Source organism: Streptomyces sp. NPDC051315 (assembly GCF_044455165.1).
Taxonomy (GTDB): Bacteria; Actinomycetota; Actinomycetes; order Streptomycetales; family Streptomycetaceae; genus Streptomyces.
In genome coordinates, this window is sequence record NZ_JBITEN010000002.1 from 664,947 (window position 1) to 683,036 (window position 18,090).

Genomic DNA, 18,090 nt, shown 5'->3' on the forward strand with positions numbered 1-18,090 from the left:
AGCGCGGCCCGGTCACCCGTCAGCGCAGATGGTCCAGCGCGCCGTCGGCCACCGGGTACGGCCGCTCCCGCGGCAACAGCTCGGCCGCGCGGTCGAGTTCACCGGCGCGTACGTGTGCGTGGATCTCCTTGGCCAGGGGCGTGACGTCCCGGATGCCCACGATCCACTCGTCGGCATAGCGGGCCGTCGCCTCGCCCGCCAGGCCGAGTTGGAGGGAGCGGTGGGGCAGCGGAGCAAGGTGCAGGTCGCGTTCCGGATCCCACTGCACGCGCGCGGGTGACCGCTTCAACTGCCGCTTCCAGGCGTCGTGGTCGCCGTGCAGCGCCGGCACGTGGTGCGACAGACAGGCGTTCCGCAGCGCCCACTCGAAGCCCTCGCGGGTGATCTCGACGGCGAGGACGGTCTCCTGGTTCTCCTTGGTGGCCCAGCCGCAGCGGTACATCATCCACAGGAAGGACGGTTTGATCCAGGTCATCCGCTCACGGCTCCAGGACGACGGGAAGCGCCCGTCGCGGGCCGCGGCGTTGCCGATCTTCGGTCGGTAGGCCTGGTAGACGGTGACCGTGTCCTCGGTGTGCAGGGCGCGGATGCGGAACTTCGGCTCCTGCTCGCGGGCCAGGTCGGGAAGTCGTTCGACGGATTGATCGTTCACGGCTCTCAGCCTCGCCGCCGACCGGCCGTGAGGGCCAGCGAATATTCGGCGTATCCGTGTCGTACCCCGCGCGCCTCTTGGCTCGGCGAGGTCCATGGCCAACACTCGGGCCATGACGCAGCGTGTGGAGCTCGCCACCGTGATGGACCGGCTGGCCGTCGACGGGTTGATCACGGACTACGCGGTGGCGGTGGACGACGGCGACTGGGCGGCGTACCGGGAGTTGTTCACGCCGGACGGACGGGCGGACTACCGTTCCGCCGGCGGTATCGAGGGGGACGCGGGGAAGGTGGCCGCGTGGCTCGCGGAGAGCATGCGGGTGTTCTCGATGCGGCAGCACCTCATCGTGAACCGGCGGCTCCGCTTCGGTGTGCTGGAGCGGGACCGGGGCGACACCGCCCTGGTCCAGGCCGACTACGTCAATCCGATGCGGCTGGCCGACGAGGGGCCCTCGGGCGCGCCCGACTTCGTCTGCGGCGGCCGGTACGCCTTCGGGCTGCTGCGGACGGACGACGGCTGGCGGGTGCGGGAGGTGGTCGTCCAGGAGAAGTGGCGGCGGCTGCCGGGCCGGGGCTCGGCCGGCTGACCTGGTCAGGCGCCGGGGCCGCCGGGACGGTGCGGGGCGTCGGGAGCGCCCGCCGACAGCCCGTGGTCGGCCGGTCCCAGGCCATCTGGCCGGAGATCGCTCCCGGCGCGCACACTGGAGCCACCAGCGGGTAGGGAGGTGCCGTATGAAGACGTTCGGTACCTGGCTCACCTCCCCGTGGCGGCGCTCGGCCGTCGCGGCGCTGGCGGGCGCGCTGCCCGTGCCCGCGTTCCCGGCGCCCGCCTGGTGGTGGTGGGCGCTCCTGGCGCTGGTTCCCTGGATCCTGCTCGCCCGCTCGGCGCCGACGGGCCGGCGGGCGCTGTACGACGGCTGGAGCGGCGGATTCGGGTTCGTGCTGGCCATGCACCTGTGGCTGCTGCCGTTCCTGCACGTCTTCACCGTGGTGATCGCCGCGCTGCTGGGCGCGCTGTGGGCGCCGTGGGGCTGGCTGGTGCGCCGGTTCCTCGCCGGGGTGCCCTCGTGGGGGCGGATCGGGGCCGCGCTGGTCGTGCTGCCCTCGGGCTGGCTGGCCGTCGAACTCGTCCGCTCCTGGCAGGGCCTGGGCGGCCCGTGGGGCATGCTCGGGGCGAGTCAGTGGCAGGTGGAGCCGGCGTTGCGGCTGGCGTCGGTCGGCGGGGTGTGGCTGCTCAGCTTCCTGGTGGTGGCCGTGAACGTCGCGGTCGCCGTGCTCGCCGCCGTCCCGGCGCACCGGGTGCCCGCCGTCGCGGGACTCGTGGCGACCGCCGCCGCGGCCTCCGCCGCCTGGGTGTGGTCGCCCCGCCCGGACGCCGGGGGGCACACCCGGATCGCCGTCGTGCAGCCGGGTGTCGTCGCCGGCCCGGACCGCCGCTTCGACCGGGAGGAGCAGCTGACCCGCCGGCTCGTCGGGCAGGACGTCGACCTGATCGTCTGGGGCGAGAGCAGTGTCGGACACGACCTGGACGACCGGCCCGACCTGGCGCGGCGCCTGGCGGAGCTGTCCCGGGCGACCGGCGCCGACATCCTGGTCAACGTCGACGCGCGCCGCTCCGACCTGCCCGGCATCTACAAGAGCTCGATCCTGGTCGGACCGGACGGCCCGACCGGCGACCGGTACGACAAGATGCGGCTGGTGCCCTTCGGTGAGTACATCCCGGCCCGCTCGCTGCTCGGCTGGGCGGCCTCCGTGGGGAAGGCGGCCGGCGAGGACCGGCGGCGCGGCACCGGCCAGGTCGTGATGGAGGCCGGGGACGGGCTGCGTGTCGGGCCGATGGTGTGCTTCGAGACCGCGTTCCCGGACATGAGCCGCCATCTGGCCGCGGACGGCACGGACGTGCTGGTCGCCCAGTCGTCGACGTCGACCTTCCAGGAGAGCTGGGCCCCCGAGCAGCACGCCTCGCTCGGTGCCCTGCGCGCCGCGGAGACCGGCCGCCCGTTCGTCCACGCGACGCTGACGGGCGTCTCCGCCGTCTACGACGCGAGCGGCCGGCGTCTGGGGTCGTGGCTGGGGACGGACGCGAGCACCACGGCCGTCTTCGAAGTGCCCCTCACCGAGGGCGTGACCCCGTACGTCCGCTTCGGGGACTGGCCGGCGCACGCGGCCCTGCTGGTCCTCGCGGCCGTGTTCCTCTCGGAGGGGACGCGGGCGGTCAGGCTGCGCCGGAACGCTCGCGCACCGCTCGTACCACCCGCTCGCACAGTTCGTGAGTCGCCAGCGCGTCCCGGGCGCTGAGCACCCTGCCCGCGCGCACGGCGTCGAGGAAGGCCAGGACGGCCTGTTCGATGCCGCGCTGGCGGGCCACCGGCACCCAGTCGCCGCGGCGCCGCACGGTCGGCTGGCCCTTGTGGTCGACGACCTCGGCGAGGTTGACGACCTGCCGCTTGGTGTCCTGCCCGGACACCTCCAGGATCTCCTCGTTGGAGCCGCTGAGCCGGTTCATCACCCCGAGCGCGGTGAACCCGTCCCCGGCGAGCTGGAGCACGACGTGGTGCAGCAGCCCGTCCACCGTCCGGGCCCGTACGGTCACGTCGTCCACCGGCCCGGGCGCGAGGAACCTGAGGGTGTCGACGACGTGGATGAAGTCGTCGAGGATCATCGTGCGCGGCTCCTCCGGCAGCCCGATCCGGTTCTTCTGCATCAGGATCAGCTCGCGCGGATGGTCGGCGCACTGCGCGTAGCCGGGGGCGTACCGCCGGTTGAAGCCGACGGCGAGACTCGTCCCGCGCTCCTCGGCGAGGGCCACGAGCCGTTCGGAGTCGGCGAGTTCGTAGGCCAGCGGCTTGTCGACGTAGGTGGGGACGCCCGCCTCCAGCAGCCGGGCGACGATCTCGGGGTGGACGGCGGTGGGGGCGTGGACGAACGCGGCGTCCAGGCCCTGGGCGAGGAGCGCGTCGAGGTCCCGGTGCCGCTGCCCGGCGGGGACGCGCAGGGTGTCGGCGACCTGGTCGAGTGTGGCCGGCGTACGGGTGTGCAGGTGCAGTTCGATCCCGGGCAGCGCGCCGAGCACCGGCAGGTAGGCCTTCCGCGCGATGTCACCGAGTCCGATGCAGCCGACCTTCACGGGAACTCCTTCACTGCTGGTCCGCGCCTGTCCGGACCGCAGCATACGGGGGCTGCGGCGGCCGCCAGTCGGCGATCCCGTCGAAGCCGCGCAGGAGGAGGGCGGGTCCGGCCTTGGACAGCACGGCGATGGCGGTGTCGCGTACGGCCATCAGCGCGCGGCTGCTCGTCATGTTGAGGCGGGCGACCCTGACGGCTCGGCGGGTGACGGCCGTCGTGCGGGGCAGCCGGGCGGCCGTGTAGGCGGCGAGGTCGTGGCAGTGGTGGGCGAGGACGATCGCGTCCTCGATGGCCTGGTTGCCGCCCTGCCCGAGCGTCGGGGGCATGGCGTGCGCGGCGTCCCCGACGAGGGCGACCCGGCCCCGGTGGTAGGCGGGCAGGGGCTCGGCGAGGTGATGGACGTCGTGGCGCAGGACGTCCTCGGGGCGGGCGGCGGCGAGGACGGCGGGGATCGGGGCGTGCCAGTCGCCGAAGAGGCGGAGGAGTTCGGCCTTCTCGTCGTCGGGCGCCCGGTGTCCGGCGGGGGTCATGGCCGCGGCGTAGGCGTAGACCCGGCCGTCCTTCAGCGGGTGGGTGCCCCAGATGCGGCCCCTCCCCCAGGTCTCGTGCGAGGCGAACCGCAGGCCGGGCACCGGGAGCACGACCCGCCAGGTGGTGAACCCGGAGTAGGCGGGCCCGGGGTGCCCCGGGAAGAGCGCGCCGCGTACGGCGGAGCGGATGCCGTCCGCGGCCACCACCAGGTCCGCCTCCCACTCGTCGTCGGAGGTGCTCACCCGGGCCGGCCGTCCGGCGTCGCCGGGATCGGTGAGGGTCGCGGCGGCGGCCGTGCGGACGGCTCCCGGCGGCAGCTGTGCGGCGAGGCTGTCGACGAGGGTGGCCCGGTGGAGCAGGACGAGCGGGCCGCCGAAGCGCCGGGCCGCCGCCTCGGCACTGGAGCGGGAGAGCCAGCGCCCGCCGGGTGTGCGCAGGCCTCCGTCCCCCTGCCAGGCGGCCAGGCCACGGATCTTGTCGCCGAGGCCGATGACGTCCAGGGCGCGCAGGGAGTTGGGCGCCAGGGAGATGCCCGCGCCGACCGGTTCCAGGGAGCGGGCCCGCTCCAGCACGGTGATCCGCCACCCCTGCTGGTGCAGGGCCACCGCGGCGGTCAGGCCTCCGATGCCGCCGCCGATGACGACCGCGTGCCCCGACTGTGCCATGACTCCTCCAGCCTCCACCGTCCGCACTACAACTGTAGTGCCTCCATGCCTCGACTGTACTACAGGCGTAGTGAGAGGGGTAGGTTGGCCATCATGTCCGTACGCACCGCCCCGAGTGCCTCGCGCGCCGATCTCGTCGCCGACACCGCCCTCGCCCTGCTCGCCGAGCGGGGGATGCGCGGCCTGACCCACCGGGCCGTCGACGAGGCGGCCGGACTCCCCCAGGGCTCGACCTCGAACCTCGCCCGCACCCGCCAGGCGCTCCTGGAGCTGGCGGTGCGCCGCCTCGCCGACCGTGAGGCCCGGGTGCTGGCCCTGGACGAGATGCCGGATCCGCAGGCCGGCCTCCCCGCCGTGGTGAACGCGCTCGCCCTGGCGACGCACCGCGCGCTGACCCGCCACCGCGAGCTGACGCTCGCCCGCTACGAACTGGCCCTGGAGGCCACGCGCCGCCCCGAGCTGAGGGCCCACTTCGACGCGGCCGGAGCCCGCTTCCGGGACCAGCTCACCGCCCTGGTCACGGCGATGGGCTCGACGGACCCGGCCAGGCACGTGCTGTCGCTGGTGGCCTGGGCGGACGGACTGATGTTCAGCTGCGTGGCCGGGTCGTTCCACGCGGAGGTGCCGAGCCTGGACGAGGTGCGGGCGGGGCTGCGGGAACTGCTCGCCGGGACGCTCGGCGGCTGACGACGCGCGGTCGCACCGCCCGCGTCCTGGAACGATGTGTTCCTGACGGTGCAGCGCAGGGCATCCGCCCCGGACGCTGGATCCACACCCACGCGATCGAGGAGTACGCACGCCACAACGTCCGCGCCGATCTCGTGCGTGAGCGCGTCGACGGCGTCACCGGTCGCTGACGCGACGTCACCCCCTGCGGGCGACAGCCACCCGCAGGGGGCGGTGGATCACCCGTGCGGACCATTCCGCGCCGGACCGCCGTGCCCGCGCCGACCGGACCCACCAGAGTGGCGCGGGTGCACCGAACGACGACTACCGCAACGCTCCTGCTGACCGTGGCCGCCTCGGCCCTGGCCGGATGCGTGACCATCCAGTACCCGCCCGCTCCCGGCCCGCCCCCCGCCCCGTCCCGGCCGTCCGCGCCCCCGCCGAGGCGGGAGGCCGTGCGGGAGACCGAGCAACGGGTCGTGCAGGCACCGGCCCTGGAGGCGCTGGAGATGGTCGGCAAGGACCGCGGCCCGGCGCCCACGGCACCGCCTCGACCGCGGCGGACCTCCCCCGCGGCTCCGGCCGAGCAGCCACCACCGGCCCGCTTACACCCGAAGAAACCGCACCCCCGGCCGGCGCGTCCGGAACCCCGGCACCCCGCGCATCCGCACGCCCAGGTCCCCGACGTACGCGGGAAGGTGCGGGAGCACATGCGCGAGAACGCCGGCGTGTGCGCGCTCGGCAGGCAGCACGGGGGCTGGCGCGCGGACAGCCCGGAGGCGGTGATCTGCGAGCAGACGTACGGACGTTAGGGAGGTCAGTCCCACCGGGGGTCGCCGAAGCCCCCCTCCCCCAGCCGCAGCTCCATCCTGCTGATCGCCGCCCGTACCCCGTCCCCGTAGCTGTCGTCGCCCAGCGCGCCGGCCGCTCGTCGTGCCCTGCGCACATGGGTGCGGGCGGCCTCGGAGCGGCCCAGCTTCACGTAGTCCGCCGCCAGGTTGAGGTGCAGCGAGGGGTACAGCGCCCGCACCTCCAGTGAGCTCTCGTGCTCCTCCGCCGCGGTCAGGGCGCGCAGGTCCCAGGCCAGTTCGTCGAAGGGGTCGTCCTGGGTGTCGGCCAGGTAGTGGGCCACGGTGCACCGGTGCAGCGCGTCCCCGTCCTCGCCGATCTCCGTCCACAGGTCGAGCAGCCGGCGCCGGGCCTCCTCGCGGTCTCCTCCGTGGTGCAGCATCACGACCTGCCCGATGCGCGTCAGCACGGCGTCCGGTGCCGCCTGCCCCTGTCGATGCTCCGCCACCGCGCCCTCCTTGCGTCGATGCCACGACGCTAGCCGCAAGCGGCGGCAATCCCGGTCAGGCGGCACCGGGCCGGCCCGCGGAGGGACCGGCCCGGCGGGATCAGCCCAGGTTCGGGATGGTCCAGTCGATCGGCTCGTGGCCCTGCCGGGCCACCGCTTCGTTGATCTGGGTGAACGGGCGGGAACCGAAGAACTTCTTGGCGGACAGCGGGGAGGGGTGCGCGCCCTTGACCACGACGTGCCGCGTCTCGTCGATCAGGGGCAGCTTCTTCTGCGCGTAGTTGCCCCACAGGACGAAGACCGCGGGGTCCGGCCGGTCGGCCACCGCGCGGATCACCGCGTCCGTGAACCTCTCCCAGCCCTTGCCCTTGTGCGAGTTCGCCTCGCCGGAGCGGACGGTGAGGACCGCGTTGAGCAGCAGCACGCCCTGCCGGGCCCACGGCATGAGGTAGCCGTTGTCCGGTACGGGCGTGCCCAGCTCCTCGTGCATCTCCTTGTAGATGTTGCGCAGCGACGGCGGGATCCTCACCCCGGGCCGCACCGAGAAGCACAGGCCGTGTCCCTGGCCCTCGCCGTGGTACGGGTCCTGGCCGAGGATCAGGACCTTCACCCGCTCGTACGGCGTCGCGTCGAGCGCGGCGAAGACCTCCTCGCGCGGAGGGTAGACGGGACCCTTCGCTCGCTCCTCCTCGACGAACTCCGTCAGCTCCTTGAAGTAGGGCTGCTGCAGCTCGTCACCCAGGACCCCGCGCCAGGACTCGGGCAGCATGGCGGTGTCGGTCACGTCAACGTCCTTCGTCGTGCGGTCACTTCCAGGCCACAGAACCTACAGGTGACCACTGACAACGCGCCCGCCGGTCCGCCCTGCCGGGCCGCTACCAGCTGGTCTTGCGGGAGAGCTCCCACACCATCATGATCGTCGACGGGTCCAGCGCCCGCTCCGCGCCCGAGATGTCCTCGTTCGAGGCGATGTACTGCTTGCCCTGCCACAGCGGCAGCAGCCGGGCGTCGTCGACGAGGATCTGCTGGGCCGCCTGGAGCTCCTCCACCACGTTGGCGCGGTCGTCCTCCTCACGGGAGCGGGGCAGCAGCACGTCGGTGATCTGCTTGACCGGGTAGGGCGTGCCGAGCGCGTTCTGCTCGCCGACGAAGGGGGCGATGAAGTTGTCGGCGTCCGGGAAGTCGGGAGCCCAGCCGCGGCCGAAGACCGGGTACTCGCCCTTCTGGTAGCCGACCACGTAGGTCTTCCAGGGGCGGCTCTTCAGGGTGACCTCGAACAGCTCCGAGTCCTCCAGTTGCGCCTTGATCTCCTTGAACTCCAGGGCGGTGTCCGAGCCGTAGCGGTCGGTGGTGTACCAGAGGGTGAGCGGGACGGGCGTCTCGACGCCGGCGTCGGAGAGGATGTCGCGGGCCTTGGCCGGGTCCGGGTCGCCGTAGTCGTCGAAGAACTTGGTGGTGTGCCCGGTCAGGCCCTTGGGGACCATGGAGTACAGCGGGTCGACGGTGTCCTTGTAGACCTTGTGGGCGATCGCGGCCCGGTCGATGACCTGGGCGACGGCCTGGCGGACGGCGAGCTCGTTCGCCATCGGGTCCTTCGGGTTGAACACCAGGTAGTTGATGTTGGTGGAGGAGCCCTCGACGAGCTCCAGACCCTCGTTGTCGGCGCCCTCGCTCTCCAGGGCCACGATGTCGTCGGCGGCGAGACCCTGGTAGGTGACGTCGATCTGCTTGCCCCGCAGGGCCTTGACCATCTCTCCGGAGTCCTGGAAGTAGCGGATCGTGACCGCGTCGTTGCGGCGGTCGGCGAAGCCCTTGTAGCTGTCGTTGCGCACGAGTTCGGCCTGCTTGCCCTCGTCGTACGCCTCCAGCCGGTACGGCCCCGAGCCGACGATGCCGTCGTCCTCGCGCAGCGACCTGGCGGGGTAGTCGTCGGGAGCGACGAGGGACATGCCGGGGGTGGCGAGGACGAACGGGAACGTGGCGTCGGGCTTGTTGAGCCGGAAGACGACCTCACGGTCGCCCTTCACCTCCACCCGCTCCAGGCTGCCCAGCAGTCCGGCCGGGCCGGTGGGGGCGTTGATCGCCTTGATCCGGTCGATCGAGTGCTTCACGGCCGCGGCGTCGATCTTGTCGCCGTTGGAGAAGGTGAGGCCCTCGCGCAGTTCACAGCGGTACGTCTGGCTGTTGGCGTCGACGAACTCGCAGCTCTTGGCGGCGTCCGGCTGGGGCGTGGTCGCGCCGTTCGGGTAGGCCAGGAGGGTCTGGTAGACGTTGCGGAACAGCTCCCAGGAGCCGTCCCAGGCGGCGGCGGGGTCCAGCGTGCTGGGGGCGCTCGTGGTGCCCACCACGATCGGCCCCGCGTCGTCGGAGCTCTCCTCACCCAGGAGACCGCATCCGGCCACCAGCGATATGGACACGATCGCAGCCACTCGCTGCATGGATCGCTTCCGGTTGAACACGCGCACGCTCCTCGATCTGCCATACCAAGGGTCGGCAGACCATACCGCAGCGCCACGCCGGGTGAAGCAGCGACGGGAGAGCGTTCTTGATCACGTCGGTGGTGACGACGTTGTCATCACACGCCGTGGTGGCCGTACGACGCGACGGGCGCCGCCCCCGGGAGGGAGCGGCGCCCGTGTGCCGTGCGGCGCGGGGGTCAGCCCACGCCGGCGTTGAGGAAGATGCCGCCGTCGACGACGAGCGTCTGGCCGGTGACCCAGTCGGACTGCTCGGAGGTCAGGAACGCGGCGGCGCCGCCGATGTCGGAGGGCACGCCGAGCCGGCCGAGCGGGTAGGAGGCGGCCGCCTCCGCCTCCCGGCCCTCGTACAGGGCCTGCGCGAACTTGGTCTTCACCACGGCCGGGGCGATCGCGTTGACCCGCACCTTCGGCGCGTACTCGTGCGCCAGCTGCTGGGTCAGGTTGATCATCGCGGCCTTGCTGACGCCGTAGGCGCCGATGAAGGGCGAGGCCGACAGGCCGGCGACGGAGGCGATGTTGACGATCGCGCCGCCGTTGTCCTTCTGCCAGGCGTGCCAGGTGCGCTGGGCGAAACCGAGCGCGGAGATCACGTTGGTCTCGAAGACCTTGCGCGCCACGTCCAGGTCGAGGTCGGCGATCGGCCCGAACACGGGGTTCGTACCGGCGTTGTTGACCAGGTAGTCGACGCGGCCGAAGGCCTCCATCGTGCGTTCGACGGCGGCGGCCTGGTGCGTCACGTCGTGGGCCTTGCCGGCGACGCCGATGACCCGGTCGGCGCCGAGCTTCTCGACGGCCTCCTTGAGGGCGTCCTCGCCTCGGCCGGTGATGCAGACCCGGTCGCCGCGGGCGACGAGCGCCTCCGCGACGCCGTAGCCGATGCCGCGGCTGGCGCCCGTGACGAGGGCCACCTTGCCGGAGAGTGCGGGCAGTTCAGTCATGTCGGTGTTCCCCGCGATCCCTAGTCGAGCGGTCCGCCGGCCACGTACAGCACCTGGCCGGAGACGAAGCCGGCGGCCTCGTTGGTGAAGAAGGCGATCGCGTTGGCGATGTCGTCGGGCTCGCCGACGCGCTGCACCGGGATCTGGGTGGCCGCGGCGGCCTTGAACTCCTCGAAGCCCATGCCGACCCGGGCGGCGGTGGCCGCCGTCATGTCGGTGGCGATGAAGCCGGGGGCGACGGCGTTGGCGGTGATGCCGAACTTGCCGAGCTCGATGGCGAGGGTCTTGGTGAAGCCCTGGAGACCGGCCTTGGCGGCGGAGTAGTTGGCCTGGCCGCGGTTGCCGAGCGCGGAGGACGAGGAGAGGTTGACGATCCGGCCGAAGCCGGCGTCGACCATGTGCTTCTGGACGGCCTTGGTCATCAGGAACGAACCGCGCAGGTGCACGCCCAGGACCGTGTCCCAGTCGGAGACGCTCATCTTGAACAGCAGGTTGTCGCGGAGCACCCCCGCGTTGTTGACCAGGATCGTCGGAGCGCCGAGCTCCTCGACGACGCGGGCGACGGCCGCCTCGACCTGGGCCTCGTCGGAGACGTCGGCGCCGACGGCGATCGCCCGGCCACCCGCCGCGGTGATCTTCTCGACGGTGTCCTTGCAGGCGGCCTCGTCGAGGTCGATCACCGCGACCGCGCGGCCCTCGGCGGCCAGCCGTACGGCGGTGGCGGCGCCGATGCCGCGTGCCGCGCCGGTGACTACTGCGACCCGCTGCTCAGTGGTGGACATTGCTGCTTCTCCTCGCCCTTGGGATGCGGCATTGCGACCGGCTCATCGGTGAGCGACCGCTTAGTACCTTCAGCAGACGTGACGCTAGAAGCCCTGGCACCCGGTGTCAACGGCGCGCGGCGCGCGTGTGATCCATTACCTCACCAGCAGCTCGAGCAGCCGGTCCGCCTCGGCGGCCGGATCGGTGGTGAGCCCGGTGTGGACCGGCCCCGGCTGGACGATGGCGGAGCGGGGCGCGATCAGCCAGCGGAACCGCCGCCCGGCGTCGTCGCCGGCCGCCTGACCGGCCGCGTCGCCACCCGCGCAGACTCCCTCGACGGCGCGCAGCGCGGCGCGCACCCCGGCCACGTCCGCGTCCGGGTCGAGGGCCAGCAGCCGGGCCTCGTCGAGGTGGGTGCGGGCGCCGACGTAGGCCTGGGCGCGGCAGTAGACGAGCACACCGGCATTGATGCACTCGCCGCGCTCGACGCGGGGGACGACGCGCAGCAGGGCGTACTCGTAGACGTCGCGTTCGTTCGCCTCGCTGGCCCTGATGATGTGGCGGTCGTTCACTCGGCCCCCTTGATGCGTTCGTGGATGACGGCGGCGCGCGCGAGGAGGGGTGCCGCGTAGGCACGCCGCAGCGCGTCCGGGGTGTCGAAACCGGGCTCGTCGGTCAGCCAGGCGTCCGGGATCTCGGCGGTGACCTCGGCGAGGAGGTCGGCGGTGACCAGGGGGGCCAGCTCGGCGGCCGCGGCGGCGGTGTCCGGCCGGAAGCGGGCGAGGGCGTGGTCGGTGGCGTCGTAGGGGCGGGCGGCGGAGGTCTCGGCGGAGGGCCAGTTGTGGTGCCAGATCATGGTGGCGCCGTGGTCGATGAGCCACAGGTCCCCGCGGCGCACGAGCAGGTTGGGGTTGCGCCAGGAGCGGTCGACGTTGTTCACCAGCGCGTCGAACCAGACGATGCGGCCGGCCTCCTCGGGACTCACCGGGAAGGCGAGCGGATCGAAGCCGAGGGCTCCGGAGAGGAAGTCCATGCCGAGGTTGGTGCCGCCGCTGGAGCGCAGCAGTCCCTGCACCCGCTCGTCGGGTTCGCCGAGCCCCAGCACCGGGTCGAGGGCGACGGTCACCAGGCGGGGCACCCTGAGGCCGAGCCGGCGGGCGAGTTCGCCGCAGACCACCTCCGCGACGAGCGTCTTGCGGCCCTGACCGGCGCCGGTGAACTTCAGGACGTAGGTCCCGAGGTCGTCGGCCTCGACGAGCCCCGGCAGCGAGCCGCCCTCACGCAGGGGCGTGATGTAACGGGTCGCGACGACTTCCTTGAGCATCGCCCCAGGCTACTGGGGAGCGCGCGGCCTGCCGTGCCCGGCCGACAGCTCCACGACAGCCGTGGCTTACGTCCGTCCGACCTCGAACGGGCCAGTATGCCGACACGGTCCGGACCGGGGGTCGGAGCGCTGAACACGCGGCGTCCGGGACCCGTACCTTCCGGCAGATCATCGAACCTCCCCGAAGGGAACTCAGCATGACGAGCGCATCGCACACACCCGTTTCGGGACCTGCCCGCCGTACCGTCGTGGCGGCCGCCGGAGCGGCGGGGCTCGCCGTCGCGCTGACCGCGTGCGGGGGCTCCGACGACGACGCCTCGAGCTCGTCGGCCTCGTCCGGTGGCTCGGGCTCCACGGATTCCACGGGTTCCACCGGCGGCTCCGGGTCGGCGGGCACCGGAGGCGCGGCGGCCGGCGGCGCGCTCACCACGACCGCCGACATCCCCGAGGGCGGCGGGAAGGTCTTCGACGCCGAGAAGGTGGTCGTCACCCAGCCGGCGGCGGGCGAGTTCAAGGCCTTCTCCGCCGTGTGCACGCACCAGGGCTGCGCGGTGAAGAGCATCGCCGACGGGGTCATCAACTGCCCCTGCCACAACAGCAACTTCTCGATCACGGACGGCAGTGTGAAGAGCGGTCCGGCGACGAAGCCGCTGCCCGAGGTGCAGATCACGGTGAGCGGGGACTCGATCACCCTCGCCTGACGCTCGTGCCCGGCCGCTCGAAGCACGCCAGCACCTCGTCCGTGGTCGCGACCGTGGCGACCAACGCGAGGGTGTGGCGGACCATCGCGGGGGTGTACTCCGACGGCACCCCCGCGATGGCGTCGGCGGGCACGACGACCGCGTAGCCGCGGTTCACCGCGTCGAAGACGGCGTTGGGGACCGCCACGTTGGCCGAGACACCGGTGACGACCAGGGTGCGGCAACCGAGGTTGCGCAGCAGGGCGTCGACGTCGGTGCCCTGGATCGGCGACAGGCCGTGCAGCCGTCGTACGACGAGATCCTCCTCCGTCACCTCGATCGGGGGTGCGACGCGGACGGCGGCGGTGCCGGAGAACTGCTGGACGGGGAGGCGTTCGGCGGCGCGGAACAGGCGGGCGTTGCGGCTCGCGCCCCGGCCGTCGGGGCGGCGTTCGGCGATGGCGTGGATCACCTGGACGCCGCTTTGGTGCGCGCCGGCCACCAGGCGGGCGATACGGGTGAGGACGCCCGACGCCCGCGCCTCGCGGGCGAGTTCGGGCAGCGCGGCGTCCGGTCCGACGACGCCCCTCTGGCACTCCACGGTCAGCAGGACGGTGCTCGTGGGGTCGAGGAGCGCGCCGAGTCGATCGTGCGACGGCATGGCTCCTCCTGGACGTCGGCGCGGGCGGTCGAGCGGGTGAGGCCGGGTGAGAGTAGCCACCGTTGCGTGCGGTGGGAAGAAGACCCATGCTTTGCGGACCATTCTTTTTTGACGTGATGTCAGAGAAGCGTCTCTGGCACGACGTGAGAGAAGAGAACAGAGAAGAGGGCCGATGACCGTCACCCAGCGCCGGGGCCGGAAGATCATGATGACGCCGGGCGAGCTGGACGCGTTTCTCACCACCCAGCGCACCTGCCGGGTCGCCACCGTCTCCACCGACGGTGCCCCGCACGTCAGCGCCCTGTGGTTCCTGTGGGACGGCTCAGCACTGTGGCTGTACTCGGTGGTGCGCAGCAAACGGTGGGCGGATCTGCGCCGCGATCCGCGGGTCGCGATCGTGATCGACACGGGTGAGGAGTACGAGTCCCTGCGGGGCGTCGAACTGTCCGGCACCGTCGACTTCGTGGGCGAGATCCCGCGCACCGGGGAACTGTGCGCCGAACTCGACGCCGTGGAGACACTGTTCGCCCGCAAGAACTTCGGGCTGGACTCGATGCCGCACGACGGACGGCACGCGTGGCTGCGGCTGCGGCCGGAGAAGATCGTCTCCTGGGACTTCCGCAAGCTCGGCGACCGATAGGTCACCGGCGGACCGGCCGGCGGAGGTGCCGGCGGGCGGAGGTGCCGGCGGGCGGTACGAGCCGGCCGGCGCTGGTGCCGCCCGGCGGGACAGGCCGGCCGACGGTGGAACCGGCCGCGGGACGCGCCGACCGGCCGTGGGGCAACCGGCGGAGGAGCCGGCCGGTGGACAGGTCAGCCGACGTTCTCCGCCGCGGACTTCAGCGCCCCGACCGCCGCCCGGATCGACGGGCGGCGGTCGGCGTCCGCCCGCCACACGACGTACACGTGCCGGCGCACCCGCTGCCGGAGCGGGACCATGACGACTCCCTCGGGCACCGGGTGCCGGCCGAGCAGCGGCGCGATGCACACCCCCAACCCGGCGGCCACCAGTCCCAGTTGGGTGTGCGTCTCGGCCGCGCGATGACCGACGATCGGCTCGATGCCGCGTGAGCGGAGCGTGAACATCAGCCACTCGTGGCAGAACTCGCCCTCGCCCCAGGTGATCCACTCGTCCTCGGCGAACTCCCCGAGGTCCACCTCCTCCCGCCCGGCGAGGGGATGCCCGGCCGGCATCGCCACCTCGGCCGGATCGTCGAGGATCGGCGCCTTGACCAGGCCGTCCGGAATCGGCATCGGCTTGTTGTACCAGTCGAGGACGACCGCGAGGTCGAGGTCGCCGCGCACCACGCCGGCGATGCCGTTCTCCGGCTCCAGCTCGCAGGAGCGCACCCGCAGTCGGGGGTGGTCCTTGCGCAGCTCGGCGAGCGCCACGGGGAACAGTCCGCGCGCCGCGGTCGGGAAGGCCGACAGCCGCAGCTCCCCCGCCACCTGCCCACGTTGCGCCTCCAGGTCGGACTGGGCGAGCTCCACCTGCGACAGGATCCGGGCCGCGTGCTCGGCGAGCAGCCGGCCCGCGTCCGTCAGCCGCACTCCCCGCCCGTGCTTGGCGAGGAGCTGCTGCCCGACCTCCCGCTCCAGCTTGGCCATCTGCTGCGAGACGGCCGAGGTCGTGATGTGCAGCCCCGCGGCGGCACCGCTGACCGAGCCGTGCCGGGCGAGGGCGTCGAGGGTGCGCAGGCGCTCCAGGTTCAACATGTAAGGGATACTACGAGATACCACGTTCGAAATCTCGATTGTGCTACGAGGTTGTTTCCAGCACCGTAATGACCATGACCACCGCTCCCTCGGCCTGCGCCCCCACCGCCACCTCGCCGTCCGCCCCCTCCGCCTCCCCCACCGGGGTCCGCCCCCGCCGCACTCCCGACTGGCGCCTGCGCTTCGCCGTCCTGTCGCTGATCTGGGGCTTCAGCTTCCTGCTGATCAAGGTGGGCACGGAGAGCTACGCGCCTTTCCAGGTGACGCTCGGTCGACTGGCGTTCGGGACGGCGGTGCTGGCGGTCGCGATGGCGGTGAAGCGCGAGCGACTGCCGCGCGGAGCGCGCACCTGGGGGCATCTGACGGTCGCCGCCTTCCTCCTGAACGCCCTGCCGTTCTCGCTGTTCGCCTACGCGGAGCTGACGATCCCGTCCACGCTGGCGGGCATCTGCAACGCGACCTCGCCGCTGTGGGGCATGGCCCTGTCCCTGGTCGCCCTCTCCGAGGACCGCCCGACCCGGGTCCGGGTCGCGGGTCTCGGCCTCGGCTTTCTGGGCGTCCTGACGGTCCTGGGCGCCTGGCAGGGTTTCGACGGCCTGGACGGCCGGGGCACCGCGCTGGCCCTGCTCGCCTCCCTCAGCTACCCGGTCGGATGGATCTACCTCCGTCGCACCCTGGCCGGCACCGGCTCCTCCGCCCTGTCGACGACCGGCGCGCAGCTGCTCCTGGCGACCGTCCAGCTCGCTGTCGTCACCCCGCTGTTCACCAGCCTCCCGAGCAGCTTCCCGGTCCTGCCGCTGCTCGCGATCGCCGCGCTGGGCGCCCTCGGCACCGGCCTCGCCCTGCTGATCCAGTACGGCCTGGTCACCGAGGTCGGACCGACCACCGCCCAGATGGTCACCTACTTCATCCCGGTCATCGCCACGGCAGCGGGCGTCGCCCTCCTGGGCGAACCGCTGAGCTGGTCGACGCCCGTGGGGGCGGTGATCGTGCTGGCCGGGGCGGCGCTGACGCAGGTGCGGGGCAGGTCGTAGACGGCACCGCGGGGGCGCGGGGCGGTGCCGGGCGCGCGATCCGGCCGGATCGGGCACGGGAACGGCGCCCGGTCCGTCGTGAGGCGCGGGGAACCGCTCGGCCGGCCACGGCGATCAGGAACCCGTCACCGCACCGCACTCCCCCGGCGCTCCGCGCCCCGCCGCCGGTCTGGACACGGCTACGCCCCCAGGACATGCCCACGCCTCCTGGACATGGCCAGGCCTAGACGTAGCCGCGCCCCGGCACCGTCCGCACCGCGGCGGCCACCGCGTCCGCCACCCCGTCGACCTCCCCCTCGGTCAGCGTCGAAACGGTGATCCGGATACCCGGCGGGGAGCCGATCCTGAACCGCGCGCCCGGCGCGACGGCCCACCCCGCCTGCAGCAACCGCGCCACGGCCCCGGTCTCGTCGGGAACGGGAATCCACACGTTCATCCCGCTCCGCCCGTGTGCGGCCACGCCCCGCTCCGCCAGCGCGGCGATCAGCGCGTCCCGGCGGCCGCCGTACGCCTCCGCGACGGCGCGCGCGTCCACTGCGCCCTCGGCCCACAGGCGGGCCAGGGCCCGCTGGGTGATCCGGCTGACCCAGCCGGGGCCGAGCCGCTGCCGGCCGCGGACCCGGTCGAGGGTGACCTCGTCCCCGGTGAGAACGGCGAGCCGCAGGTCGGGGCCGTACGCCTTGGCGGCCGAGCGCACGAACGCCCAGTGCGGGGTGGCGCCCGCGAGGGGGTGCAGGGGCAGGTCGACGATCCGGTGTCCGTGGTCGTCCTCCACGAGCAGCGTCCGCGGGTGCGCGCGCAGCACGCCGCGCAGGGCACGCGCGCGCGTGGCGCTCACGGCGGCACCGGTCGGGTTCTGCGCCCGGTCGGTGACGATCAGCGCGCGGGCCCCCGCCTCCAGGACACGGCCCACGTCCTCGGGCAGCGGCCCGTCGTCGTCGAGGCCGACCGGGGCCGCGCGCAGCCCGAGCGCCGGTACGAGGTCGAGCAGCGAGCCCCAGCCGGGATCCTCGACGGCCACGGTGTCCCCTGGCTTCAGGTGCGCGGCGAGGACGCGCTCGATGGCGTCCAGCGAACCTGAGGTGACGGCCACGGGCCCGGCAGGCACCCCGTCCGCGTCGAGATCCGCCCGGGCCAGCCGCCGCAGTTCGGGTTCCACGGGCTCGTGGCCGTACAGGACCGGCTCGTCGTCGCCCTGCGCGGCCGCCCAGGCGAACGCGGGCGCGAGGGGCGGCAGCAGCGCCGTGTCCGGGTTGCCGGCGGCCGCGTCCCGCACGCCGTCCGGAACCTCCACCCGGATGAACTCACGGCCGGTCGTGGCCGGCTTCGACCGCACCCGGCTGCCCCGGCGCCCGTCGGTCTCGATCACCCCGCGTTCGCGCAGCGTGCGGTACGCGGCAGCGACGGTGTTCGGGTTGACCCCGAGCCGTTCCGCCAACTCCCTCATAGGAGGCAGCAGTTGACCCGGTTCCAGCTCGCCGGCACCCACCGCGCGCTCGATGCTCGCGGAAATGTCCGCTGCGCGCCGACCTTCGATCCGATACTCTCCTAGCACAAAG

General features: G+C 73.0%; 21 protein-coding genes. 8 read left to right on the plus strand and 13 right to left on the minus strand.

All coding sequences use genetic code 11. The annotated features are described in order from the left end of the window. Positions 1–19: 19 nt before the first annotated feature. The gene (locus ACIBBD_RS06030) at positions 20–652 is read right to left on the minus strand and encodes a DUF4291 domain-containing protein (protein WP_399418068.1); all 633 of its coding nucleotides are present in this window, start codon (positions 650–652) and stop codon (positions 20–22) included. Positions 653–764: 112 nt separating this feature from the next. Between ACIBBD_RS06030 and ACIBBD_RS06035 the strand changes: the two genes are divergently transcribed. Then, complete coding sequence (locus tag ACIBBD_RS06035; protein WP_399418069.1) at positions 765–1,238, plus strand: nuclear transport factor 2 family protein; 474 nt, start codon at positions 765–767, stop codon at positions 1,236–1,238. 145 nt (positions 1,239–1,383) lie between these two features. Continuing rightward, entirely contained in the window at positions 1,384–2,949 is a 1,566-nt protein-coding gene (gene lnt, locus ACIBBD_RS06040; protein WP_399418070.1) for an apolipoprotein N-acyltransferase, read from the plus strand. On the opposite strand, the gene ACIBBD_RS06045 is transcribed toward lnt, so the two are convergent. Together ACIBBD_RS06045 and ACIBBD_RS06050 are read right to left on the minus strand one after the other, a co-directional pair. Then, complete coding sequence (locus ACIBBD_RS06045; protein ID WP_399418071.1) at positions 2,867–3,778, minus strand: Gfo/Idh/MocA family protein; 912 nt, start codon at positions 3,776–3,778, stop codon at positions 2,867–2,869. The two genes, lnt and ACIBBD_RS06045, sit on opposite strands and share 83 nt — an antisense overlap. A 10-nt stretch (positions 3,779–3,788) precedes the next feature. After that, on the minus strand, positions 3,789–4,973 hold the full coding sequence (locus ACIBBD_RS06050) for an FAD-dependent monooxygenase (protein ID WP_399418072.1): 1,185 nt from the start codon (positions 4,971–4,973) through the stop codon (positions 3,789–3,791). A gap of 93 nt (positions 4,974–5,066) precedes the next feature. Here ACIBBD_RS06050 and ACIBBD_RS06055 point away from each other — a divergent pair, with 93 nt between their 5' ends. The 3 genes from ACIBBD_RS06055 (at position 5,067) to ACIBBD_RS06065 (ending at position 6,451) form a co-directional block, all read left to right on the plus strand. Then, on the plus strand, positions 5,067–5,660 hold the full coding sequence (locus ACIBBD_RS06055) for a TetR/AcrR family transcriptional regulator (RefSeq protein ID WP_399418073.1): 594 nt from the start codon (positions 5,067–5,069) through the stop codon (positions 5,658–5,660). A 62-nt stretch (positions 5,661–5,722) separates the two neighbouring features. Further along, positions 5,723–5,830 carry a DUF664 domain-containing protein gene (locus ACIBBD_RS06060; protein WP_399418149.1) on the plus strand — a complete coding sequence of 36 codons (108 nt, stop codon included), beginning with the start codon at positions 5,723–5,725 and terminating at the stop codon, positions 5,828–5,830. A 117-nt stretch (positions 5,831–5,947) separates the two neighbouring features. After that, on the plus strand, positions 5,948–6,451 hold the full coding sequence (locus ACIBBD_RS06065; protein WP_399418074.1) for a hypothetical protein: 504 nt from the start codon (positions 5,948–5,950) through the stop codon (positions 6,449–6,451). Between the two features lie 5 nt (positions 6,452–6,456). On the opposite strand, the gene ACIBBD_RS06070 is transcribed toward ACIBBD_RS06065, so the two are convergent. From ACIBBD_RS06070 to ACIBBD_RS06100, 7 genes are all read right to left on the minus strand, one after another. Continuing rightward, complete coding sequence (locus ACIBBD_RS06070; protein ID WP_399418075.1) at positions 6,457–6,936, minus strand: hypothetical protein; 480 nt, start codon at positions 6,934–6,936, stop codon at positions 6,457–6,459. Between the two features lie 100 nt (positions 6,937–7,036). Continuing rightward, the gene (gene ung / locus ACIBBD_RS06075) at positions 7,037–7,720 is read right to left on the minus strand and encodes a uracil-DNA glycosylase (RefSeq protein ID WP_399418076.1); all 684 of its coding nucleotides are present in this window, start codon (positions 7,718–7,720) and stop codon (positions 7,037–7,039) included. Positions 7,721–7,811: 91 nt separating this feature from the next. Beyond that, positions 7,812–9,374 carry an ABC transporter substrate-binding protein gene (locus ACIBBD_RS06080; protein WP_399418077.1) on the minus strand — a complete coding sequence of 521 codons (1,563 nt, stop codon included), beginning with the start codon at positions 9,372–9,374 and terminating at the stop codon, positions 7,812–7,814. A gap of 218 nt (positions 9,375–9,592) precedes the next feature. Further along, positions 9,593–10,354 carry an SDR family oxidoreductase gene (locus tag ACIBBD_RS06085; RefSeq protein WP_399418078.1) on the minus strand — a complete coding sequence of 254 codons (762 nt, stop codon included), beginning with the start codon at positions 10,352–10,354 and terminating at the stop codon, positions 9,593–9,595. 20 nt (positions 10,355–10,374) lie between these two features. Continuing rightward, complete coding sequence (gene fabG / locus ACIBBD_RS06090) at positions 10,375–11,136, minus strand: 3-oxoacyl-ACP reductase FabG (protein WP_399418079.1); 762 nt, start codon at positions 11,134–11,136, stop codon at positions 10,375–10,377. A gap of 135 nt (positions 11,137–11,271) precedes the next feature. Continuing rightward, positions 11,272–11,688, minus strand: a complete 417-nt coding sequence (locus ACIBBD_RS06095; RefSeq protein ID WP_399418080.1) for a DUF3037 domain-containing protein — start codon at positions 11,686–11,688, stop codon at positions 11,272–11,274. Beyond that, positions 11,685–12,440, minus strand: coding sequence for a HipA family kinase (locus ACIBBD_RS06100; protein WP_399418081.1), 756 nt, complete (start codon positions 12,438–12,440; stop codon positions 11,685–11,687). Before ACIBBD_RS06100 ends, ACIBBD_RS06095 begins: the two co-directional genes overlap by 4 nt. A 197-nt stretch (positions 12,441–12,637) precedes the next feature. On the opposite strand from ACIBBD_RS06100, the gene ACIBBD_RS06105 reads away from it, so the two are divergent. Further along, complete coding sequence (locus ACIBBD_RS06105) at positions 12,638–13,141, plus strand: Rieske (2Fe-2S) protein (protein ID WP_399418082.1); 504 nt, start codon at positions 12,638–12,640, stop codon at positions 13,139–13,141. Here ACIBBD_RS06105 and ACIBBD_RS06110 read toward each other — a convergent pair. Further along, entirely contained in the window at positions 13,128–13,781 is a 654-nt protein-coding gene (locus ACIBBD_RS06110; RefSeq protein WP_399418083.1) for a cysteine hydrolase, read from the minus strand. The genes ACIBBD_RS06105 and ACIBBD_RS06110 overlap by 14 nt on opposite strands. Before the next feature lie 172 nt (positions 13,782–13,953). Here ACIBBD_RS06110 and ACIBBD_RS06115 point away from each other — a divergent pair, with 172 nt between their 5' ends. Beyond that, positions 13,954–14,421, plus strand: coding sequence for a pyridoxamine 5'-phosphate oxidase family protein (locus ACIBBD_RS06115; protein ID WP_399418084.1), 468 nt, complete (start codon positions 13,954–13,956; stop codon positions 14,419–14,421). Between the two features lie 173 nt (positions 14,422–14,594). On the opposite strand, the gene ACIBBD_RS06120 is transcribed toward ACIBBD_RS06115, so the two are convergent. Beyond that, positions 14,595–15,497 carry a LysR family transcriptional regulator gene (locus tag ACIBBD_RS06120; RefSeq protein WP_399418085.1) on the minus strand — a complete coding sequence of 301 codons (903 nt, stop codon included), beginning with the start codon at positions 15,495–15,497 and terminating at the stop codon, positions 14,595–14,597. 74 nt (positions 15,498–15,571) lie between these two features. Here ACIBBD_RS06120 and ACIBBD_RS06125 point away from each other — a divergent pair, with 74 nt between their 5' ends. Beyond that, on the plus strand, positions 15,572–16,531 hold the full coding sequence (locus tag ACIBBD_RS06125; RefSeq protein WP_399418086.1) for a DMT family transporter: 960 nt from the start codon (positions 15,572–15,574) through the stop codon (positions 16,529–16,531). A gap of 223 nt (positions 16,532–16,754) precedes the next feature. Here the strand turns inward: ACIBBD_RS06125 and ACIBBD_RS06130 are convergent, their stop codons facing one another. Continuing rightward, positions 16,755–18,086 (minus strand): aminotransferase class I/II-fold pyridoxal phosphate-dependent enzyme, encoded by a 1,332-nt coding sequence (locus tag ACIBBD_RS06130; RefSeq protein WP_399418087.1) that lies wholly within the window; start codon positions 18,084–18,086, stop codon positions 16,755–16,757. Positions 18,087–18,090: the final 4 nt, after the last annotated feature.